The 20,051-nt window shown below is 37.2% G+C and carries 16 protein-coding genes; 7 read left to right on the plus strand and 9 right to left on the minus strand.

Annotation, left to right across the window (positions count from 1 at the left end; genetic code table 11):
* Positions 1-41: 41 nt before the first annotated feature.
* The 9 genes from N2Z58_03030 to N2Z58_03070 form a co-directional block, all read right to left on the minus strand.
* Positions 42-3,590, minus strand: a complete 3,549-nt coding sequence (locus N2Z58_03030) for a DNA-directed RNA polymerase subunit beta (protein ID MCX7653637.1) — start codon at positions 3,588-3,590, stop codon at positions 42-44.
* Between the two features lie 211 nt (positions 3,591-3,801).
* Positions 3,802-4,188 carry a 50S ribosomal protein L7/L12 gene (rplL, locus tag N2Z58_03035; GenBank protein ID MCX7653638.1) on the minus strand — a complete coding sequence of 129 codons (387 nt, stop codon included), beginning with the start codon at positions 4,186-4,188 and terminating at the stop codon, positions 3,802-3,804.
* A 57-nt stretch (positions 4,189-4,245) separates the two neighbouring features.
* On the minus strand, positions 4,246-4,791 hold the full coding sequence (gene rplJ / locus N2Z58_03040) for a 50S ribosomal protein L10 (GenBank protein MCX7653639.1): 546 nt from the start codon (positions 4,789-4,791) through the stop codon (positions 4,246-4,248).
* Positions 4,792-5,035: 244 nt separating this feature from the next.
* On the minus strand, positions 5,036-6,799 hold the full coding sequence (locus N2Z58_03045) for a penicillin-binding protein 2 (GenBank protein MCX7653640.1): 1,764 nt from the start codon (positions 6,797-6,799) through the stop codon (positions 5,036-5,038).
* Positions 6,796-7,056 carry a hypothetical protein gene (locus N2Z58_03050; protein ID MCX7653641.1) on the minus strand — a complete coding sequence of 87 codons (261 nt, stop codon included), beginning with the start codon at positions 7,054-7,056 and terminating at the stop codon, positions 6,796-6,798. Before N2Z58_03050 ends, N2Z58_03045 begins: the two co-directional genes overlap by 4 nt.
* Positions 7,057-7,194: 138 nt before the next feature.
* Positions 7,195-8,079, minus strand: a complete 885-nt coding sequence (gene rsmH, locus N2Z58_03055) for a 16S rRNA (cytosine(1402)-N(4))-methyltransferase RsmH (GenBank protein MCX7653642.1) — start codon at positions 8,077-8,079, stop codon at positions 7,195-7,197.
* A gap of 220 nt (positions 8,080-8,299) precedes the next feature.
* A complete protein-coding gene (gene arcC, locus N2Z58_03060) occupies positions 8,300-9,235 on the minus strand; it encodes a carbamate kinase (protein ID MCX7653643.1) in 936 nt (311 codons plus the stop codon).
* 111 nt (positions 9,236-9,346) lie between these two features.
* Complete coding sequence (locus N2Z58_03065; GenBank protein ID MCX7653644.1) at positions 9,347-10,228, minus strand: bifunctional enoyl-CoA hydratase/phosphate acetyltransferase; 882 nt, start codon at positions 10,226-10,228, stop codon at positions 9,347-9,349.
* A 37-nt stretch (positions 10,229-10,265) separates the two neighbouring features.
* A complete protein-coding gene (locus N2Z58_03070) occupies positions 10,266-11,096 on the minus strand; it encodes a M55 family metallopeptidase (GenBank protein ID MCX7653645.1) in 831 nt (276 codons plus the stop codon).
* Between the two features lie 413 nt (positions 11,097-11,509).
* On the opposite strand from N2Z58_03070, the gene dnaA reads away from it, so the two are divergent.
* From dnaA to N2Z58_03105, 7 genes are all read left to right on the plus strand, one after another.
* Positions 11,510-12,850 carry a chromosomal replication initiator protein DnaA gene (gene dnaA / locus N2Z58_03075; GenBank protein MCX7653646.1) on the plus strand — a complete coding sequence of 447 codons (1,341 nt, stop codon included), beginning with the start codon at positions 11,510-11,512 and terminating at the stop codon, positions 12,848-12,850.
* Positions 12,851-12,925: 75 nt separating this feature from the next.
* Positions 12,926-13,108: a ferredoxin gene (locus tag N2Z58_03080; protein MCX7653647.1), complete on the plus strand. Its 183-nt coding sequence runs from the start codon at positions 12,926-12,928 to the stop codon at positions 13,106-13,108.
* A gap of 255 nt (positions 13,109-13,363) precedes the next feature.
* The gene (locus N2Z58_03085) at positions 13,364-15,211 is read left to right on the plus strand and encodes a hypothetical protein (protein ID MCX7653648.1); all 1,848 of its coding nucleotides are present in this window, start codon (positions 13,364-13,366) and stop codon (positions 15,209-15,211) included.
* Positions 15,208-16,308 (plus strand): BMP family ABC transporter substrate-binding protein, encoded by a 1,101-nt coding sequence (locus tag N2Z58_03090; protein ID MCX7653649.1) that lies wholly within the window; start codon positions 15,208-15,210, stop codon positions 16,306-16,308. Before N2Z58_03085 ends, N2Z58_03090 begins: the two co-directional genes overlap by 4 nt.
* Before the next feature lie 203 nt (positions 16,309-16,511).
* Positions 16,512-18,026: an ABC transporter ATP-binding protein gene (locus tag N2Z58_03095; protein ID MCX7653650.1), complete on the plus strand. Its 1,515-nt coding sequence runs from the start codon at positions 16,512-16,514 to the stop codon at positions 18,024-18,026.
* On the plus strand, positions 18,023-19,057 hold the full coding sequence (locus tag N2Z58_03100) for an ABC transporter permease (GenBank protein ID MCX7653651.1): 1,035 nt from the start codon (positions 18,023-18,025) through the stop codon (positions 19,055-19,057). Before N2Z58_03095 ends, N2Z58_03100 begins: the two co-directional genes overlap by 4 nt.
* Positions 19,054-20,013: an ABC transporter permease gene (locus tag N2Z58_03105; protein ID MCX7653652.1), complete on the plus strand. Its 960-nt coding sequence runs from the start codon at positions 19,054-19,056 to the stop codon at positions 20,011-20,013. The genes N2Z58_03100 and N2Z58_03105 overlap by 4 nt, the downstream gene beginning before the upstream one ends.
* The last annotated feature ends 38 nt before the right edge of the window (positions 20,014-20,051 follow it).

Raw genomic sequence — 20,051 nt, forward strand, 5'->3', positions numbered from 1 at the left:
ATTTAAGTATTCCTTTCCGTACCAATTATATTTTGGTACTACTATAGTTTTTCTATATCGATTTCATTACCACGTTCATCGTATACCCTTACATCGAGTGCAAGCCCCTTCAATTCACGTACCAAGACTTTGAAGCTTTCTGGCAAACCAGGTTCAGGTAAATTCTTGCTTTTCATTATTGCTTTGTAAACTTCTGTTCTACCTTTAATATCGTCACTTTTAACAGTCAACATTTCATTTAGTGTATAAGAAGCTCCATACGCTTCAAGTGCCCAGACTTCCATCTCTCCAAATCTTTGACCACCGAATTGTGCTTTACCACCGAGTGGTTGCTGATGGATAAGCGAGTATGGTCCAGTTGCTCGTGCATGAATCTTATCACGTGCTATGTGAATAAGTTTCATAATGTACATGTAGCCTACGAGTACTGGATAGTCAAATTCTTTACCTGTCCTACCATCCCTCAATACAACCTTGCCAGACGGATTTTCTGGATCATCTCCATAGTGTAGTTTCAACGACTCTCTTGCTTTGTAAAGTTCTGGTAATATTTCATCTTCCTTTGCACCATCAAAAACAGGAGTAGCAAAATATCTATTTGTCAACTTAGCTAGCCATCCAAGTGATGTCTCAAGTACCTGACCAATGTTCATACGTGATGGAACACCAAGAGGACTTAACACAACTTGTACAGGCGTACCATCTGGTAAAAATGGCATATCTTCTTTTGGAAGAATCATTGAAACAACGCCTTTGTTACCATGCCTACCTGCAAGTTTATCTCCAACCTCAAGAGGTTTTCTTGTAGCGAGATAAACTCTAACAAGTGTGTTAACACCTGGACCTAAATCACCAACTTCTTCTTTATGAAAAACATGTACACCTATAACTCTACCTTCGACACCGTGAGGTACTCTGAGTGAAGAGTCTTTTACATCTTTACCTTTTTCACCAAAGACAGATCTCATTATTTTTTCTTCAGGACTTGCATCGCTTTCTCCTTTTGGTGTGACTTTACCAACCAATATATCTTGCGAACTGAAATATTTCTGTTTACCAACGTACGCTCCTATCCGAATGATACCGTTTTCATCAAGATTTCTTAAATTTTCCTTTGAGACGTTCGGTATCTCAGCGGTTATTTCTTCTGGACCAACACGCGTCTCCCTAGCTGTTGTTTCATACACCTCTATGTGAACAGAAGTGAATGTGTCATCTTCAAGAAGCTCTTCACTAACAAGAATTGCATCCTCAAAGTTATATCCTTCCCAAGGTAAGAACGCAACAAGTACATTTTTACCAAGTGCAAGCTCACCATTGTCGGTAGCAGGACCGTCGGCTATTGGTGTACCTCTTTTTACAAACTCACCAACATTTACAATTGGTCTTTGGTTAATCGATGTATCTTGGTTTGACCTAACATATTTCAAAAGATTGTACTCATCAACGATTGGGTTACCCTTTTTGTCATATAGTAACTCTCCATTTTCATTTGTTCTGTGAACTATAATCTTTCTACCGTCTACTTTTTTAACTACACCGTCATTTTTTGCAATGACTACATGTCCAGAGTATATAGCCGCATAATATTCCATACCAGTACCCACAAGTGGAGCCTCGGGTTTGACAAGTGGCACAGCTTGCCTTTGCATATTTGAACCCATCAGCGCACGGTTTGCATCATCATGCTCAAGAAACGGAATTAACGATGTTGTAACACTCACTATTTGCTTGGGAGAAATGTCGACTAAGTCAACCTCATCTTTATGGACATAAACTATCTTTTCCAAATATCTAACAGGTACCCTTTCTTGAACAATATTCCCATATTCATCAAAAGCAATTGTCACAGACGCAATTCTGTAATTTTCTTCCTCATCTGCAGCCAAGTAAACAACTTCATCCGTAAGTTTTCCATCGACAACTTTCCTATACGGTGTTACCAAAAATCCAAATCTATCAATCGTGGCATAAACAGACAGAGAGGTTATAAGACCTATGTTACCTCCTTCTGGAGTTTCAATAGGGCACATTCTACCGTAATGTGAATGGTGAACGTCGCGAACCTCGAATCTTGCCCTTTCTCTTTTTAACCCACCTGGTCCTACAGCTGTTAACCTTCTTTTATGAGTTAATTCCGCTATTGGGTTCACCTGATCCATGAATTGTGATAATGGATTGGTTGCAAAGAAACTATTTAGCGAAGCAATTACATTTCTTAAGTTAATCAAACTTGGTATCGAGATTTTGTCAAGGCTAGTGTACGTAGCCAATTTTTCTTGGATTTGGTGAACTGATTTTGAAAATGCCCTCTCAAACTCAGAGGCAATTAGTTCACCAACGGTTTTAACTCTTTTGTTTGCAAGATGATCTTTTGTGTCAAGTGTTTCTGGATGTTTCTCAGTCTCAAGAAGCATTCTAAGAACAAGTATTATATCCATCGGTGTTAAAGCATTAAAGCTTTCTTCATATTCAACGTTCTCAACAATTTTTTGATTCTTACCCTCAATTTCCATCAGATATTTCCTATAAGCATTTGTCAATTTCTTATTCATCTTGTAGCGTCCAACCTCAGAAAGTTCAAAACGTTCTTCGTTAAAGTATAGATTATGCCAATACGATTTTGCTGCATTGTACCTAAAGACTTCACCGGGTCTGAGTTCTTTGTAAATTTCCATATAAGCTCTCAATTCGCTTATATTCTCTTCCATAGGTATCTTGAGCTTTTCTTTTAATTTCGCATATGTTTTAAAAACGTACTTGTTAACAACCTTTATCTTTTCAATTCCATGTTCTCTGAATATATCAACTAAGGTAGGTGTTAAAACAGACCCCTTTTCGGCTAAAACTTCGCCACTTTTTGAAATAACCTTCTCAAGAATTATTATTCCTTCTGATTGCCTCAAGGTATAATCGTCTTCAACATCGATGTAAGTTGGAAAAAGCGACAGAATATCTATATCATTTTGAAATCCAAGGGTTTTCAAAACGAGGAAAAGGTTTAATCTCTTTCTTCTATCAATTCTTGCGTAAAGTGTTTCATCGTTGAGATTCAACATTATTTCAAGCCAAACACCACGGACGGGTAAAAAGTGAGCCAAATATATTGGTTTTGCACCTATATTTTTGGTTGGCTCTTCAACAAAATAAACACCGGGGCTTCTGACAAGTTGACTTACAACTACCCGTTCAACACCGTTAATAACAAACGTTTGATTTTCTGTCATCACAGGATAATTGCCAAGTGAAACTTCCTCTTCACGCATTTCACCAGTTGAAATATCAGTAACTCTAACTGTTGCGTAAAAAGGAGCAACATATGTTAACAACCTCTGCTTACATTCTTCAACAGAGTGCAATGGTTCACCTACTCTGAATTTGACAAACTCAAGGCTAAAACCTTTGTCCCTTCTACCTTCGACTTTTGCTGAGGTTATAGGACTGAACTTCTTAAGAATACGCAATATACCACTTTCAAGGAGTTCTTGGAAAGATTTACGCTGAATCTCAACAAGGTCGGGGACTTCTACAATCTCTTTGACTTTTCCAAAAAGATGCCTTGTTCTCTTACCAATTTGGTAGGTTTTCATATCATCACCTCTTCCTCATTCATTACACATTCGGTTGGAAATTAAACATCTGCGGGGGTTGAGAAAGAAAAAATGGATAGGTATAAACCTAATTTACCGTTCTTGAAAAACGGTTGATAATAGACCAATTATATATTAAACCATAAAAACCCCGCATTGTACAGTACCATGCGGGGTTTGATACACAATATTCTTTGTTTAGAAAAATATGTTACTTTATTTCAACTTCTCCTCCAACTTCTGTAATCTTTTTCTTGATATCCTCTGCTTCTTCTTTCTTTACACCTTGCTTAATGAATGCATCTGGCGCACCTGCTTTTTCCACCAAGTCTTTTGCTTCTTTAAGACCAAGACCTGTGATTTCTCTTACGACTTTAATAACTTCCACTTTCTTTGCACCGAAGCTCTTGAGCAGAACATCAAATGTATCTTTTTCTTCTACAGCTGCGGCTGGAGCTGCTGCAGCTGCTACAGGCATAGCTGCCATGACTGGGGCTGCTGCGCTAACACCAAATCTTTCTTCAAGCATTTTGACAAGTTGGGCAAGTTCTGCAACGGTTAAACTTTCGATCGCTTTTACGAGTTCTTCCAATGTCATGATATACACCTCCACTTTTTTAGTTATATTTTTCATACACAAGCAAAAGTCAATATCTTATTGTTGCTCTTTTTTCTCCTTAATTGCGTTAAGAGCGTACATAACACTTCTAAGCACACCGGCAAGAGAATTGACCAACCCACGGATGGGTGCTTGGATTCCGCCAACAACCATTGCAATGAGTTGTTCTCTTGATGGAAGCTTCGACAATTCTTCCAGTTGTTCGCCTGGGAAGAACTTTTTCTCAAGGTACACACCTTTGCAAGTAGGTACTCCTTTGTTTTCTTTGACGAAGTTATAGAAAATTTTTATAGCCTCTACTGGATCACCTTCTGTAACGTACAAAACTGCTGTTGGACCAAACAATGCTGTACCGTGGTTTTCAATATCATAGCCTGAGTTTTTAAGAGCCATTTTTAAAAGCGTGTTTTTGACAACAGTTAACCTTGCGCCGGCTCCAAACTTTTCTCTCAACGACCTTCTCAATTTGGTCATTTGAGCGACTGTTAAACCTTTGAAATCTGCAAACAAAACCAACGATGAGTTTTCGAATTCGCCCGTCAACTCCTGGACAAGTTGTTCTTTTTCAGGTCTTCTAAGCACATCTTCACCTCCCGTATATTCATAAGCTATATCAGTTGACTCTTAATAATACAAAAAGAAAAAAGCCTCTCAACGAGGCAAGACAAAAGAGAACACCACTGAGGTTTCTCTTTTGTGCCTCCTGCAGGCGACCGAAAGGTCTTTGTTGAACCTGCATTCTCAGGCGTTATAGCACTGGTATTTTATCATCATGTACGATACGTGTGGTGAATTCAATGTAACAATCTGATGAAATATTATAATTTCACTTCTGTTGATTTAAAACAGGTTTTTCCGAAAGAATTATATCTAACGTAGTTCCTTCGGGTGTTTCTTTAAATTGATAGTCTTTTACATAAAGTCCAAGGTTCAACAGATTAAGCTTTATTTTCTTTGCCTTACTGTACTCATAAATCTGCTCAAGTGTCCATCCTTTAAAATCTCGACTTTTTTCAGTCAACTCATTTTTAGATTCTTGTGAATAATACTCTTTTAATTTTTCCACTACACCTTTGAAAAACGGGGCTGCAACAATGCCACTTAATTTCCCTTTTTGTGGTGAGTCAACCCACACAAGAATGGTAAATTTCCTATCAAGTTCCACTTGGCCAACAACTAAAGCTGTAATATCCTTTTTGAAATTCTTTTGTGCTGTACCTGTCTTTCCATAGATTCTTGTGTTTTCTATTTTTGCGTTAATACCTGTTCCTCTTTCCACAACATCTAATAACATTTGCTTTACTAACTCCGCTGTTTCTTTTGAGATAATTCTCTTATTCACAACTTTTTTCTTTTCATCTATAGTGGGGGTTACATAAATCCCATCGTTTACAATTGAGTTGAATGAAGCTATTAATTGAATAGGAGTAACTCCCAGAGATTGTCCAATAGCAATAAATGCCCAGTTCGCTTTGTACCATTTATCAGGTGTGCTCAATTTTCCAGAAACCTCTCCAGGAAGTTCGATTCCTGTTGCCATACCTAAACCGAAAGACGTCAAAAGTTCATATAACTTTGCTTGACCATAAGTATCAATGATTTTCTTTGCAGTTAATATTGAAACAACGTTGCAAGAATGAACCAGTCCATCATGCAAGTTTATGCTCTCGTGTTTCTTTAGATCTTTTATCGTAAGATTAATTCCATCAACTGGTTTAATATAACCAGGACAATAGTAATTTGTGTCCGGTTTTACAACACCGAGCTCAAGTGCCCCAGCAAAGATAATTGGTTTTATAGTTGAGCCAGGTTCGAAATATCCCATATAAAAGGTAGGCCATGTTTGGGTGGTAATTGCTGCGCGAATCTTGCCAGTCTCGCTTTCCATTATTAGTACACCAACTTCGGCAGCTTTCTCTTCCTCCTGATAATGCAATGCAAGATTGTAAAGTGTTTTTTGTAGTACACTATCAATGGTTAAAGTCACGTTTTTGCCATTTTCCGGTTTTATTTTAAATGTTTTTATTTTATTACCTACAAAACCAGAATAGCTTACTAATGCTGTACCATCGCGCACAGGTCTAAGGACCTTGTCAAAAAATGCTTCTGCACCGCTCAGTCCGTACCTTTGCTCAGTTTTTCCAACAATGAAACTTAGAGCAGAATCAGATATGGAAATTCTCTGTTCCTCAGCTTCTATGCTGATGAACTTTAAATATTGTGCTGGAATCTTTTTTTGTATATCCTCTCTTTTCGGAAATGAACCTAGCTTTATTATGTACTTTCCATCGAAATCATCTGGATTATATAAAACTCCAAAGTTTGAAAGCATCTTTATAAAATCCGGATCACGCTTGTAAGCATTCCCGGCTATTGATTTCAAATATCTTAGATCAAGATAGGCAGTGTAAACAACCTCACTTGTTGCAAGTAACCTACCTCTGCAGTCGTAAATATTTCCACGTAGTGCAGGAATTTTACTGCTAAAGGCATACTGGTTGTTAGCTATGTTATACCAGACTTTGAACAGAAAAGTTAACACTAGAACACTTATCAATGTGAAAAGAATTTTGTACCTGACAATCCTCAATTTATCACATCACGCCCTATAAACAATTTTGTAATCTGTCTGTCCAAGACCTCGTTTTGTTGCTGAATGTTTGACAAGTTTTTTCTAATTTGACTTAGCTCGTAACTAACCTGCGATGCCTTAACATTCAACATATACGCTGCAAAAACAAGTAACACGAGAAGAAAACCTGGTAAAAAATATCTTAGCAGTACCAAGAAACTCGAACGTTCCCTTTCAATGGCAACTTCACTTTGCCTTGATTTTACAAGAGTCATACCTTATCCCCCTTCGCTCCGCTGAATTTTTGAATGCTTTTGACAAAACTTAAAGGTTTAGCATCAAGTTTAATATCATGCTCCGCTGTCTGATTTTTTCTATATTGAGTGTTACTTTATCCCTATCAGTTTAAGCATCTATATACGCTCCGCTACCCTCAGTTTAGCACTCCTTGCTCTCGGATTTTCCGATATTTCTTGCGCTGTCGGTTCAATAAAATCGCCCAGTACTTTAAGGCGCACGTCACTTCTAAAAGCTCGCTTCACAAGCCTGTCTTCCAAAGAATGAAATGAAATTATTACCAACCTTCCTCCTACATTTAAATAATCAGGAGCAAACTCCAAAAATTTTGAAATATTTTCAAGCTCTTTATTCACTTCTATTCGTATCGCTTGGAAAGTTTTTGTTGCAAAGTGTCTTTTTCTACTATGCACTTCTCTGTAAGGAAGGGCTTTTCTTATTACTTCGACAAGTTGTTTTGTCGTATGTATAGGTCTGTTTCGAACAATAGCACTTGCTATCTTTCGCGCAAAATTTTCTTCTCCATAGTTATATATAATATCTGCCAATTTCTCTTCCGGGTAGGTATTAACAACTTGGTAGGCGGTTAATGTATTCTCAAGGTTCATCCTCATATCAAGAGGTTCATCCACGTTAAATGAAAAGCCTCTACCTTCTGCTTTTAATTGGTAGGTAGAAACTCCTAAATCAACAAGTAGTCCATCAACTTTATGGACTTGTAATAGATTCAGCAAGACGGGCAACTCAACGTAGGAGAATTTGAAAAGCTGAACTTCAGGGTAGGCTTCCAAATTTCGCTCCGCTATTTGCAACACTTCGCTGTCAACGTCAATGCCAATAACCCTACCACCACTTGATGATATCCGCTCCGCTATCGCTCGTGTATGTCCACCTTCTCCTACTGTACAATCTACGTACACCCCGTCCGGCTTCCAGATTAAGTTCTCAATAACTTCATCTAAAAGTACCGGGATGTGACGTCCACTATATACTCTATTCATCTTCACTTCGCTCCGCTAATTTTAGAAAAAGACTATTTACATTGTAGAACAATTAATATGAAATTTGCAATTTTTTCTATTCTAATATATGTTCAAAAAAGCGCTTATTTATTACAATTTCGGAAAACTGAGGCTATTATACTTCAGTATAGTAAAATTTAACAATTTTGTATGAAAAAAAAACGATGTACAGACATCTGTACATCGTTTTTTAGTAAACCTATCTTACAATCTTTGTACCAGTCTCTCCTCTCAAAGCTTTGTCAAGTACCGCCATGTCTGTAATTATGCATTCTTTTCCGGTTGCACTGACAAAATCAATGGCGGCTTCTATCTTAGGTCCCATACTACCTGCTGGAAAATGACCTTCGTCCAGATATTTTCTTGCTTCTTCCACTGTCAACTTATCCAATTCAATTTGATCTGGTTTTTTATAGTTTATACAAACTTTTTCCACACCTGTTAAAATAATTAGAAGATCTGCGGCTATTTCCTTAGCAAGTAAAGCACTTGCTCTGTCTTTATCAATAACTGCTTCTACCCCTTTAATTTGACCATTTTCTTCTATCACAGGAATTCCGCCTCCACCAGCAGCAATTACTATGACATCTTTTTCAACGAGCATCTTTATAACTTCTTTTTCTATTATGTCAAGAGGGATAGGTGAAGGAACTACTCTTCTCCATCCCCTTCCCGCATCTTCTTTCATTATCCATCCTTTTTCTTGTGATAACTTTTCCGCTTCTTCTCTTGAATAAAATGGTCCAACAGGCTTTGATGGTTTCTGAAAAGCAGGGTCGTTCTTATCAACTAAGATTTGAGTTACTATTGCTGATATGTATCTGTTTACATTGCGCCTTTTAAGCTCATTTTCAAGAGTCAGCGCAATCATGTATCCAAGACTACCTTGTGTTTGAGCATCATTCACATCAAGAGGAAATGGTGGTATAACGTGCTTTGCAAGGTCTTGTTGGACAAGCAAATTTCCTACTTGTGGACCGTTACCATGCGTAATTACAATATCATATTCATCGAGCATAGAAGCAAGATAATGAGCTGTTTCAGAAAGATTCCTAAGCATGTTCTCAGCCGTTGGTTCTTCTCCTGGCCTGTTAACTGCATTTCCACCTATGGCAACAACCGCTAACTTTTTCATGTAAACACCTCCACAAATACTGTAAAGTTTTCCTCAAAATTACTGATAGAGTGTTTATTTGTTAAAAAACAAGCATTCTTCTGCCATTTCTTGGTAAACGATTAGATCTAATCATGTTAATGCTACCGCAAGAGCTATGGATACAAATTTTGAATCGCTTGTGTCGGCTCTTGAAATCACTATAACAGGAGCTTTTGCACCAACAATTATTCCTGCTATTCTACCATTGGCAAAGTACACAGCAGATTTTCCAAGAAAGTTACCACTGTGTATATCAGGAACAACTAAAATGTCTGCATGTCCTGCAACCTCTCCTTTTACTCCCTTTACTTCAGCTGCGTAAACACTTAGTGCATTGTCTATTCCAAGAGGTCCATCAATTTTGCATCCCTTTATTTGTCCACGTTCATTCATCTTTGAAAGTAATGCAGCTTCCATTGTTTCTGGCATATCAGGATTCACAGTTTCAACTGCAGTTATTAAACCTACTTTTGGCACTTCATAACCAAGTTTTCTTGCAACATCAACAGCATTCTGGATAATCTGAATTTTTTGTTCAAGTGTAGGTCTTATGACCATACCACCGTCTGTGATGAATACCAGTCTGTTGATTCCAGGTACTTCAACTACAGCAACGTGTGATAATAGTCTATCAGTTCTTAATCCGTACTCTTTGTCAAGAACGGCTTTTAGCAATGTCGATGTTTTCACAAGACCTTTCATAACTATATGTGCCTGACCTTGCATAACGCTTTTTACTGATTCTTTACAGGTTTCTTCTTCACTCTTGCAATCAACAATTGGATAATCTGTACCTAATTCTTCCAAATTTTTTTCGATAATTTCTTTCTTCCCAAATAATATAGCTGAAATACCAAGCTCACGTGCTTCGTAAACAGCTTTGATTGCTTCTTTATCTTCCGCTCCCGCAACTGCAATTACTTTCCTTTTACCTCTCGCCATCTCTACAACTTCATCAAGGCTCCTTAGCATATAAACACCTCCGTTCATTTGTCCATAAATTAAATTTTTACAATAAAACCTTTGCGGCAGCACAAATGTAAGTCATCGCAAGTAATGCTTCAAAAATTACTTTGTAATCTTGATGTATTATACACACTTTCCTTCCATCAATCCTTTCCACAAGCGGCATTGATGCTACCAAATCAGCGCGAAGTGTATCTGAAAATTCAACCACCATCTTGATCGGAGGATTAAAACTGAAAATCTCAAAATCTGACTTGTCTTTTTCAAGTAGTCTTCTTGCGCCATTTTCAATTTCAGAAAGTACCTCTTTCATAGGTTTCATCACGGCACTATGACGCCCTATAGAATTTTTTGTTGAAACGTAAATTGTCTTAGGCAGGTATTGTCTTGTCTGATTTACGACCTTGTCGTCACCTATTAAATAACCAACGGGAACATTGAATAAACTACCAAATGCAGCGTTAATCAAAGCTTCATTCATTTCTATGTCGTTTATCCATATGTTGTGGATTGAAGAACTGGAATAGGTATGATCCATATTCGCCTCGAGCGTTCCCACGCCAGCATGATAACCAAAAAATACAATATAATCGAAAGAGCTATCTATTCCATACATCATGTAGTGTTTTCTTACACCGCCACTAACTATTGTCAAATTTGGGAATTCGTTCGTTATCTCCCATGGAACATTATCACCTGCTGCGTGTGAATCAACAAGAAATATTTCTGAGTTGCTCAGTCCATTCAAAAGTGCCTTAAGCTGCAATATCATAGCTTCCTTTTTATAATCGGCACTTCCTTTCTCAACATCATGCCAGCTTGTTACCCCAGCCAAACCTTCAAAGTCCAAAGAAACAAAGATTTTCTTTCTCACGAATTTGCCTCCTTTGAACTACAAAATGTTCAAAAATCAGCAACATCCATCATCGTCTTCACATGAAAAATTATATATTACAATCCTCTAAAGTCAAAACATTGAAAAAAGAAGAAAAATTAAGCATGCATATGCATACTCCTGTATGCTGAATTTTGAAGTTGGCAAATAGATTTAAAATAAAAGATCCAAAGTTTTCATTTAAAGAAATTTTCAAATTACAATGTTTCTAAGCAAAGATACTTTTAACGTACATTTATCACTTAAATTCAAAAGTAACACAAGTTCACAAATCATTATTCCACGGAAAAATAGCATTAAAGAGTTAACATAAAGTTTGTCTTGATTTTTAACATCACCTTGTGAGATAATACTGAATGCACTCTACTTGTACATTATTCTGAGGTGTTATTATGAGTGAAATAAAGGACAAAATCTTAGCCTTACTGAAAGAGAAAGTTAGCCGACAGCAATGGGAACATTGGTTTATTGATTTTTCTATAAAAAGAATAGAAGATACCCACGTTGTATTTGAAGTGGGAAATTTGTTTATTAAAGGTTATATAGAGAACAAGTTTGATAAAATTCTAAGAAAGGTACTAAACGAAATCTTAGGACCGAGTTCATCTTACGAAATTGTCTATGCTCAGATTCCAGAAGAAAGAGATTACGGATCAACTTTTCCAGATAACGTAGCCCTTGTTAGAAAACGTCCTGTACTTATAACACCATTAAACCCAAGATACACGTTTGACAACTTTGTTGTCGATGAATTCAACCAATTTGCCTACAACTTACTACTTGAAGCAGCTAAGCGACCTGGAAGTTATAACCCAATTTTCATACACAGCGAAGCTGGAATGGGAAAGACGCACCTTGTTCAAGCTTACGGAAATTACTTATTACAAAATAATCCAGATCTAAGATTTGCTTATTTAACAAGTGAAACGTTTATGAACGAGTTAATTTCAAAATTAAAATCAAATGCTGTCGAAGAGTTTAGAGAAAAATACAGAAAGAAAGTAGACGTACTTGTTATCGACGATATACAGTTCTTGGCTGGTAAAAAAGGTGTTCAAATTGAACTTTTCCATACATTTAACACACTGTACGAATCAGGCAAGCAAATAATAGTTTGCTCAGATAGATCACCAAAAGAATTGAAAGAATTCCAGGATAGGGTTATCTCACGTTTTCAAATGGGGGTAGTTGTTCAGATAAAAAGTCCATCAGTTGAGGCTATGTACAAAATAGCTAAAAAGGTAGTAATTGATGAAAAGGCAGATATACCTGATGAAATACTGAATTACGTGGCCAAAAACTTGAAGGGAAGTATAAGAATTTTGAAAGGTGCGATAGTTAAGCTGATTGCTTACAAAAGTATGTATAATGATATCGATCTAAATACAACAAAGGTCTTACTCAAAGATGTTTTAACTCAAGAAGATAGTTTAAACAACGATGATGTTATAGGACTAGTGTCTAAATATTTCAAGTGTTCAAAGCAAGATATTATATCAGACAAAAAAGACAAGAATATAGTTCTTGCAAGACAGATAGCTATGTATCTGCTAAACGTTCATTATCAAGTTTCTGCAAGAAAAATAGCGAGTATATTTGGAAAAAGCCATCCTACTGTCTTGTCAAGTCTTAAGAATATAGATGAGAAGGTTAAATCTGATCCTGAAATCAAAAAGATCATCGAAAAACTTGAAAGTGAACTTACAACAAAGATAAATAAGGCTTTTTCTTAGCTTTTTTACAAATCTTGAGTTATTAAAATCAATATGGTATAATAGCATTGAGCTTATATGGGGAGGTGCTAAGATATGAAGGTAAGAGTTGACGAAGCAACATGCATCGGTTGTGGTGTTTGTGAAAACTTGTGTCCAGATGTTTTCAAACTTGCAGATGATATGAAAGCAAAAGTCTTGCAACCGGAAACAGATCTTGATTGTGCAAAAGACGCAGCAGATAGCTGTCCAACGGCTGCTATTGTTATCGAAGAGTAAGTTAAGAGTCTAAATCTGGAGAAAGAGGTCAATTAAAGGGGGTAAATCCCCCTTTTATTGATTTTTTAACAAAATTGATGGACATGAAATAAATTAATTTCGTTTTTGACACCCATGTTTAGTCGTTCTGTTTTTTTCTCATTACTTGACATTAGATATACATTTGATTTGAATTGTTGTGGTATAATATAATTGCTGTGCTCATATAATTTTGAAAAGACAAACCCAAACTATTGAAAAGGAAGGTGCTAAGAAGTGGCAAAAGAAAGGACAAATAGTACCATCTTTTTAATTTTTTTACTATCTTTATTGATCTTATCTTCCAGTTATGTTTTTTCCCTTGATCTAAACTCCGCTGAAAAGATTTATAAGTCATATTTTACCTCTTCATCGTCGTTTGGCTCTTACGTGAAAAAATCTATCTATGATGATTTACCACTATATCGATTTTTTAAGATATATTTTGTTGGTTCCACAGAAAAGGCAGAAACAACCAAGAAAACTGGAGACTATCTATTAACGCTCAAACCTTTTGACAATGTCAATTCTGATGAAGAAGCACTTGCACGAGCGGTGTATTTATCTTACTGGGAAGCAAAATTGAATAATAGATACTTCGATGAGGAGATAGTTAAAAATTCCCCAGTGTTCAATGAGTTTTTTTCTCAGTATCAGATAAGGGTTTCTGAAGCTTTTGGAAACTTTGTGCAAGACTTCGTTGCTTACATATTTGGTTTAGATATTCCTATGGAAGACTTACCTAAGGAGCTCGAAAGACTAAGAGATATTGTGATAAGAAATTATAAATATGAAAAAATCTACAATGGAGAAGAAAAAGAAGCGATCAGATTGCTTCTTTCTAATCCAGAGGTGGTAAAAATAATCTCTGATACAGTTTCTGAATCAAAGAAAAACGCTGCCGAGTATGATCCAGAAACACTCATCATGAGAACACGGGCTTCGATATTCAGAAGTGTGTTTGTTTATATAGCAGGTTTAAAAGATAAGATAGCCGCCCGGTTTGTTATGATTACTCCAAGAGAAATCAACCTCGCATGGTTAAGGTGGTTGATTTATGGTGTACTTTTTGCCATAGGATATGTAGCTTTTAAAAACATAAGCCTGCCATTCAAACTTTTTATAGCTTCCGAAACAGTTTACATAGCATCGTTTTTCAATATACAATCAACAACTGATGGAATGATTTACGGTATAACCTTTGCAATTGCGATTATATCATCGATTTTGTATTTTTTTGTCAAGAAGTTGTATAGTTACCTACTCCTATCGGTTTTTACTCTGATTGTACTATTCATTCCATCTTTCTTCACAGAAGATCTAGTGATGAAAGACACTTTTTCAAAATCACCCTTCTTCAATGCTTTAGCGTACGATATTTTTGATGACTCGCTTGGAAAAGTCCAAAGAAGTCTAAAGGAATATAACTCGACAATAAATGAATCAATTCAATCTTTTTCAAATCTCATCTCTGAACTCGATATCGATACAAATGTTTCTGAAGAATACTTCGAGCCACAAAATTTTTCAATGCGTATAGAACTTGCAAAAAAACTTAGAACGCAGTACAAAGATCATGCCAGAGAGATCGAAGACTTCATTTACTTTGAAAGCAACAGGCAAAAAAAAGTTGAAAAAATTGTAGGCACAATCAAGAAAATATTTGCAAGAATTGTATCCATCTCCTCGAGCAAGTTCAAAAATCAAGTTTTTGATTACGTCAAAATTAATTTCAGTGATAAGATAGCTACACAACTTTTAAACGAGCTAGAAAAAATACCTACGAAAAGGGTAATAGCACTTCCAACTTACAAAGTTAGCGGAGCACTATCCTCTGTAATCCTTTTAAGTATTGCTCTTTTTCTAACAGCTATGAATTTGAAAGAGGCTTTCATACCATTAGCAGGCTCTTTAGCTACATCGGTCTTGGCTCTGTTTAAATATCAAACTGTTTTTATTCAAGTTGGTGTACCTTCTACAAGTTTATATGTGAATTTCAACATTCCATACACCTTAGTTTTGGTACTTATAGTCGGTTTCATATGGTTTTATCCTAACATCCTTAGAAGGAGGGAAAAAGTATGAAGAAACTTTTGGCGGTTGTTCTTTTAGCAGTTGTTTTGACACTCGGTTTTTCTTTTAAGGCCATTATGGTAACGGACACAGGAGGGCTTGGTGACAAGTCTTTCAACGACGGTACTTGGGCAGGTATCGAAAAGGCAGCGAAGGAACTGAAAGTAGAGGCAAAGGTCATTATGTCACAAGAGCAGTCGGATTACATTCCAAACTTAACAAAAGCAGCTGAAGAAGTTATGAAAGAAAAAGATGGTGGAATTGTATTTGCAGTTGGATTCATGATGACAGATGCACTCGAAAAAGTAGCAAAACAATATCCAACGGTGTATTTTGCAGGTATCGACATTGCATTCGAAAAAGAACTTCCAAACGTTATAAATTTCCTGTTTAAAGAACAAGAATCAGCGTTCTTAGTCGGTTATATCGCAGCAGCTATGACAAAAACAGGTAAAGTAGGTTTCGTGGGTGGTATTCCGATTCCTCCAGTTGAAAGATTCAGATACGGTTACGAAGCAGGTATAAAAGCTTACACTGATCTTAAAGGTAAGAAAGTAACAGTAATTAAAGGTTACACAAACGAGTTCAGCGATCCAAAGAAGGGTAAAGACCTTGCAAATTCACAATTCTCTCAAGGTGTAGATATTATCTTTGCAGCAGCAGGTGCTTGTGGTAACGGTGTTATCGAAGCTGCAAAGGAAAGAAGCGAAAAATTGGCAGGCAAGGGACTTGAAAATATTAAAAAGTACGCACTATCAGGTAAAGCCCTTTTCTACGCAATTGGTGTCGATGTTGACCAGGACTATATGGCACCTGGAGTAGTTTTAACAAGCGCAATGAAAGGTATTGATACAGCAGGATACTATGGTGTTAAATGGGCATTCACAGGTCAATTCAAGGGTGGTACAAAGAATCTCGGTTTGAAAGAACAAGGTGTAAGGATGTCAGAACTCAAATACACAAAAGATATGATCGAAAAACTTGCTCCAAATGCATTGAAAGAACTTGATTACCTCAAACAATTAGTAATTGAAGGAAAGATAACAATTCCTGATTCGGAAGAATCCTTGAAAGCCTTCACAGTTAAAGGAATAAAACTTCCAAAGTAATAAAGTCAAAAGCAGACCTTTTCAAAGATTTCCACTATGGGGGCTCTGGCCCCCCATTTTGATAGATTGCTTAATTTCAAGTAATCTATCAAAGTGGAAGTATCGGTCTAAATCAATGTGTTTAAGTATGATCATATGGAGGTGGACTTTTAGTGAGTTCGAAAGTTCAGCAGAAATCACAAGAACACAAGTATGCAGTAGAGATGATAGAAATTACAAAGAGGTTTCCAGGTGTACTGGCAAATGATAGGGTCACGATTCGCATAGAAAAGGGGGAAATCCACGCTATTGTTGGAGAAAACGGTGCTGGCAAGAGTACTCTCATGAATCAACTATACGGGCTTTACCATCCTGATAGTGGTGAAATTAAGATATTTGGTGAGAAAAAAGTTTTTGTAGGACCACGTGATGCTATAAAGGCCGGAATCGGAATGGTTCACCAACATTTTATGCTTGTGAACACTCTTACTGTTGCCGAGAATGTGGTACTTGGTAGCGAACCAACAAAAGGTGTAAATTTTGACTTGGCAAGGGCAAAGAGAGACGTGAAAGAATTATCAGAAAAGTATGGTTTGTATGTAGACGTTGATGCAAAGATAGAAGACATACCAGTTGGTATGCAACAAAGGGTTGAAATTATAAAAACGCTTTACAGGGGTGCAAACATAATCATACTTGACGAACCAACTGCAGTGCTTACACCTCAAGAAGTTGAAGAATTATTTGTTATTATGCGGAACTTACAAAACGCGGGAAAAACTATTTTATTTATATCCCATAAACTCAATGAAGTAATGGAAATAAGTGACAGAATTACTGTCATGCGCGGCGGAAGGGTAACAGCCGAGTTAATTACAAAGCAAACTAACGAAAGAGAGATAGCTAAAGCAATGGTAGGTAGAGATGTGGTACTAAAGCTTGACAAAACACCACATAAACCAAAAGAAACAATATTTGAAGTCAAAGACATTTGGGTAAAGGATAACAGACATCTTGATGCTGTCAAAGGCGTATCATTTCAAGTTAGAAGAGGGGAAATTGTTGGTATAGCCGGTGTTGCAGGTAACGGGCAGACAGAGCTTATAGAAGCTATCACTGGTCTGAGAAAAATAGAAAAGGGAAGCATTTATTTTGATGGAATTGACGTTACAAATACTCATCCAAAGATCCTCAGAGAAATGGGAATGACTCATATTGCAGAAGACAGACTCAAGCACGCCTTAATAAAACCTTTCCCAGCATACTATAATTCAATACTTGGTAAGCATTACAAGAAACCATTTTCAAAAAGTGGATTCTTGAACCACAGTGAGATTAAGAGATTCACAATGGAATTGATGGAAGAATTTGACGTTAGACCACGCATAATAGATCATCTTGGTGGGAATTTTTCAGGAGGAAACCAGCAAAAGCTGGTTGTGGGAAGGGAAATAAAAGCTAATCCTAAGTTTATGGTGATAGCTCAACCAACCAGAGGTCTTGACGTTGGTGCTATTGAATTCATACATAGGCAGATATTACGTATGAGGGAAAACGATGTTGCTATACTATTAATATCCATGGAGCTTGAAGAAATATTCTCGCTCAGTGATAGAATATTGGTTATGTACGAAGGTAAGATAATGGGTGAAGTTAAACCTGATGAGACTACTGTAGAAGAAGTGGGATTAATGATGGCTGGGAAAAGACTTGAAGAATTACGAGGTGGTAAAAAATGAAGAAATTATTTGAAAGTGTTGCTGTTCCAATAATTTCCGTTCTTATCGCTTTACTTATATCAGCACTTGTCATAATGGCAATTGGAAAAAACCCCATACAAGCTTACGGGAAGCTTGTACACGGTGCTTTTGGAAACCAACAGGCTATAATAGATACGCTTATAAAAACAACACCACTTATATTAACCGGTCTTGCTGTTGGTTTTGGATTCAGAGCTGGTGTGTTTAATATAGGCGCAGAAGGACAAATGGCGATGGGTGCACTCATGGCAGCAAGTGTAGCAAGTAATTTTGGTGGACTTCCACCTGCAGTTGCAATACCATTAACAATGTTGATAGGTATGGCAGCAGGAGCAGGTTGGGCGGCTATCGCTGGATTTTTGAAAGCAAAAACAGGGGCACATGAGGTAGTGACAACGATTATGCTCAACTGGACTACAACATACATTGCATCTTTTATGGTTACAGGTCCACTTGCAACAGGCTCAGGTACACCAAAAAGTCCTGAAATATCACTTTCAGCTCAATTACCTGTTTTGATGAAAGTTGGTGCGATGGAATTGAGTGCAGGTATAATAATTTCGATCGCTGCAGCAGTGTTCATGTATGTGTTTTTAAATAAAACAACAATAGGTTACGAGATCAAAGCAGTTGGTTTCAATCCTTATGCAGCAGAATACGGAGGTATCAGCGTAGCGAGAAATGTAGTACTCGCTATGGCAATCAGTGGTGCACTTGCCGGACTCGCTGGCGTTACCGAACTGATGGGAGTGCATCATAGATTTCTAGGAGAACTCTCTGGAGGAAAGGGTTTTGACGGGATTAGTATTGCATTGATTGGTCAAAATAATCCAATCGGAATAATATTCGCTGCATTGTTAATTGGAGCACTGAGAACAGGCAGTAACGAAATGCAGTTTATGGGTGTTTCAAAATACGTTGTGATAATAGTACAAGCGATTGTAATTTTCTTAGTTGCTGCCGATAGAATTGTTAGAACAATCTACGCAAAGAAGAGGGTGAAATCATGAGAGTTTTAAGCGCCATTTTTTCAATATTCCTCAATCCACAATTTTACAAAATAGCACTAACGGCAGCTACTCCTCTTATCTTTGCCTCTTTGGGCGGGGTTTTCAGTGAAATTACAGGAGTTGTAAACATAGCCCTTGAAGGGATCATTTTGATGGGAGCTTTCACCTCTATTGTCTTTACTTATCTGACAGGAAACGTATGGTTTGGCGTTCTAATGGCTATTATTAGTGGAATCCTACTTGCATTGCTACATGCGTGGGGTAGTATAAAGTGGGCTGGTAATCAGGTGGTGCTTGGTACATCTATTATACTTTTATCGCAAGGTTTAACCGGATTCTTGATGGAGCCTATCTTCGGTCAGCCTGGTCAAACGGACTTCGTTGGAAAGATCGATGAAGTAGTTATACCAGGATTAGTAAACGTTCCGTTCATAGGTCAAATTATAGGAGAAATAAGCCCGTTTGTTTACATTGCTTTCAGTTGTGTGGTGTTTGGCTGGTGGCTAATTTACAAAACAAAACTCGGTTTGAGGATGAGGGCAGTTGGAGAGAATCCAGAAGCAGCCGACACACTTGGCGTAAATGTCTTTGCAATAAGGTACTTTGGTGTGATAATGAGTGGTGTTTTCGCTTCGTTAGCCGGTGCGTATTTAAGTGTCGGTGAAATCGGTCAATTCAAAGAACTTATGTCCGGAGGAAGAGGGTTCATAGGATTAGCCGCAATGATTATAGGAAAATGGAACCCTGTCGGTGCGATGCTTGCTAGTTTGTTTTTTGGTGTGTTCGGTGCATTTTCAAATCAACTACAAAGCCTACAGCAAATTGCCGTTGCATCTAATGTTAAGTCGCTGTTTGACACTATACCATTCATTTTGACCATAATAGTTGTGGCGGGTTTTGTTGGTAGATCAAGACCACCTGCAGCTGATGGTGTACCATATGAAAAGCATGATTGACATATATTCAGTGTTAAGTAATGATAAGGGGTGTAAAA

Source organism: Fervidobacterium sp. (assembly GCA_026419195.1).
GTDB lineage: Bacteria > Thermotogota > Thermotogae > Thermotogales > Fervidobacteriaceae > Fervidobacterium.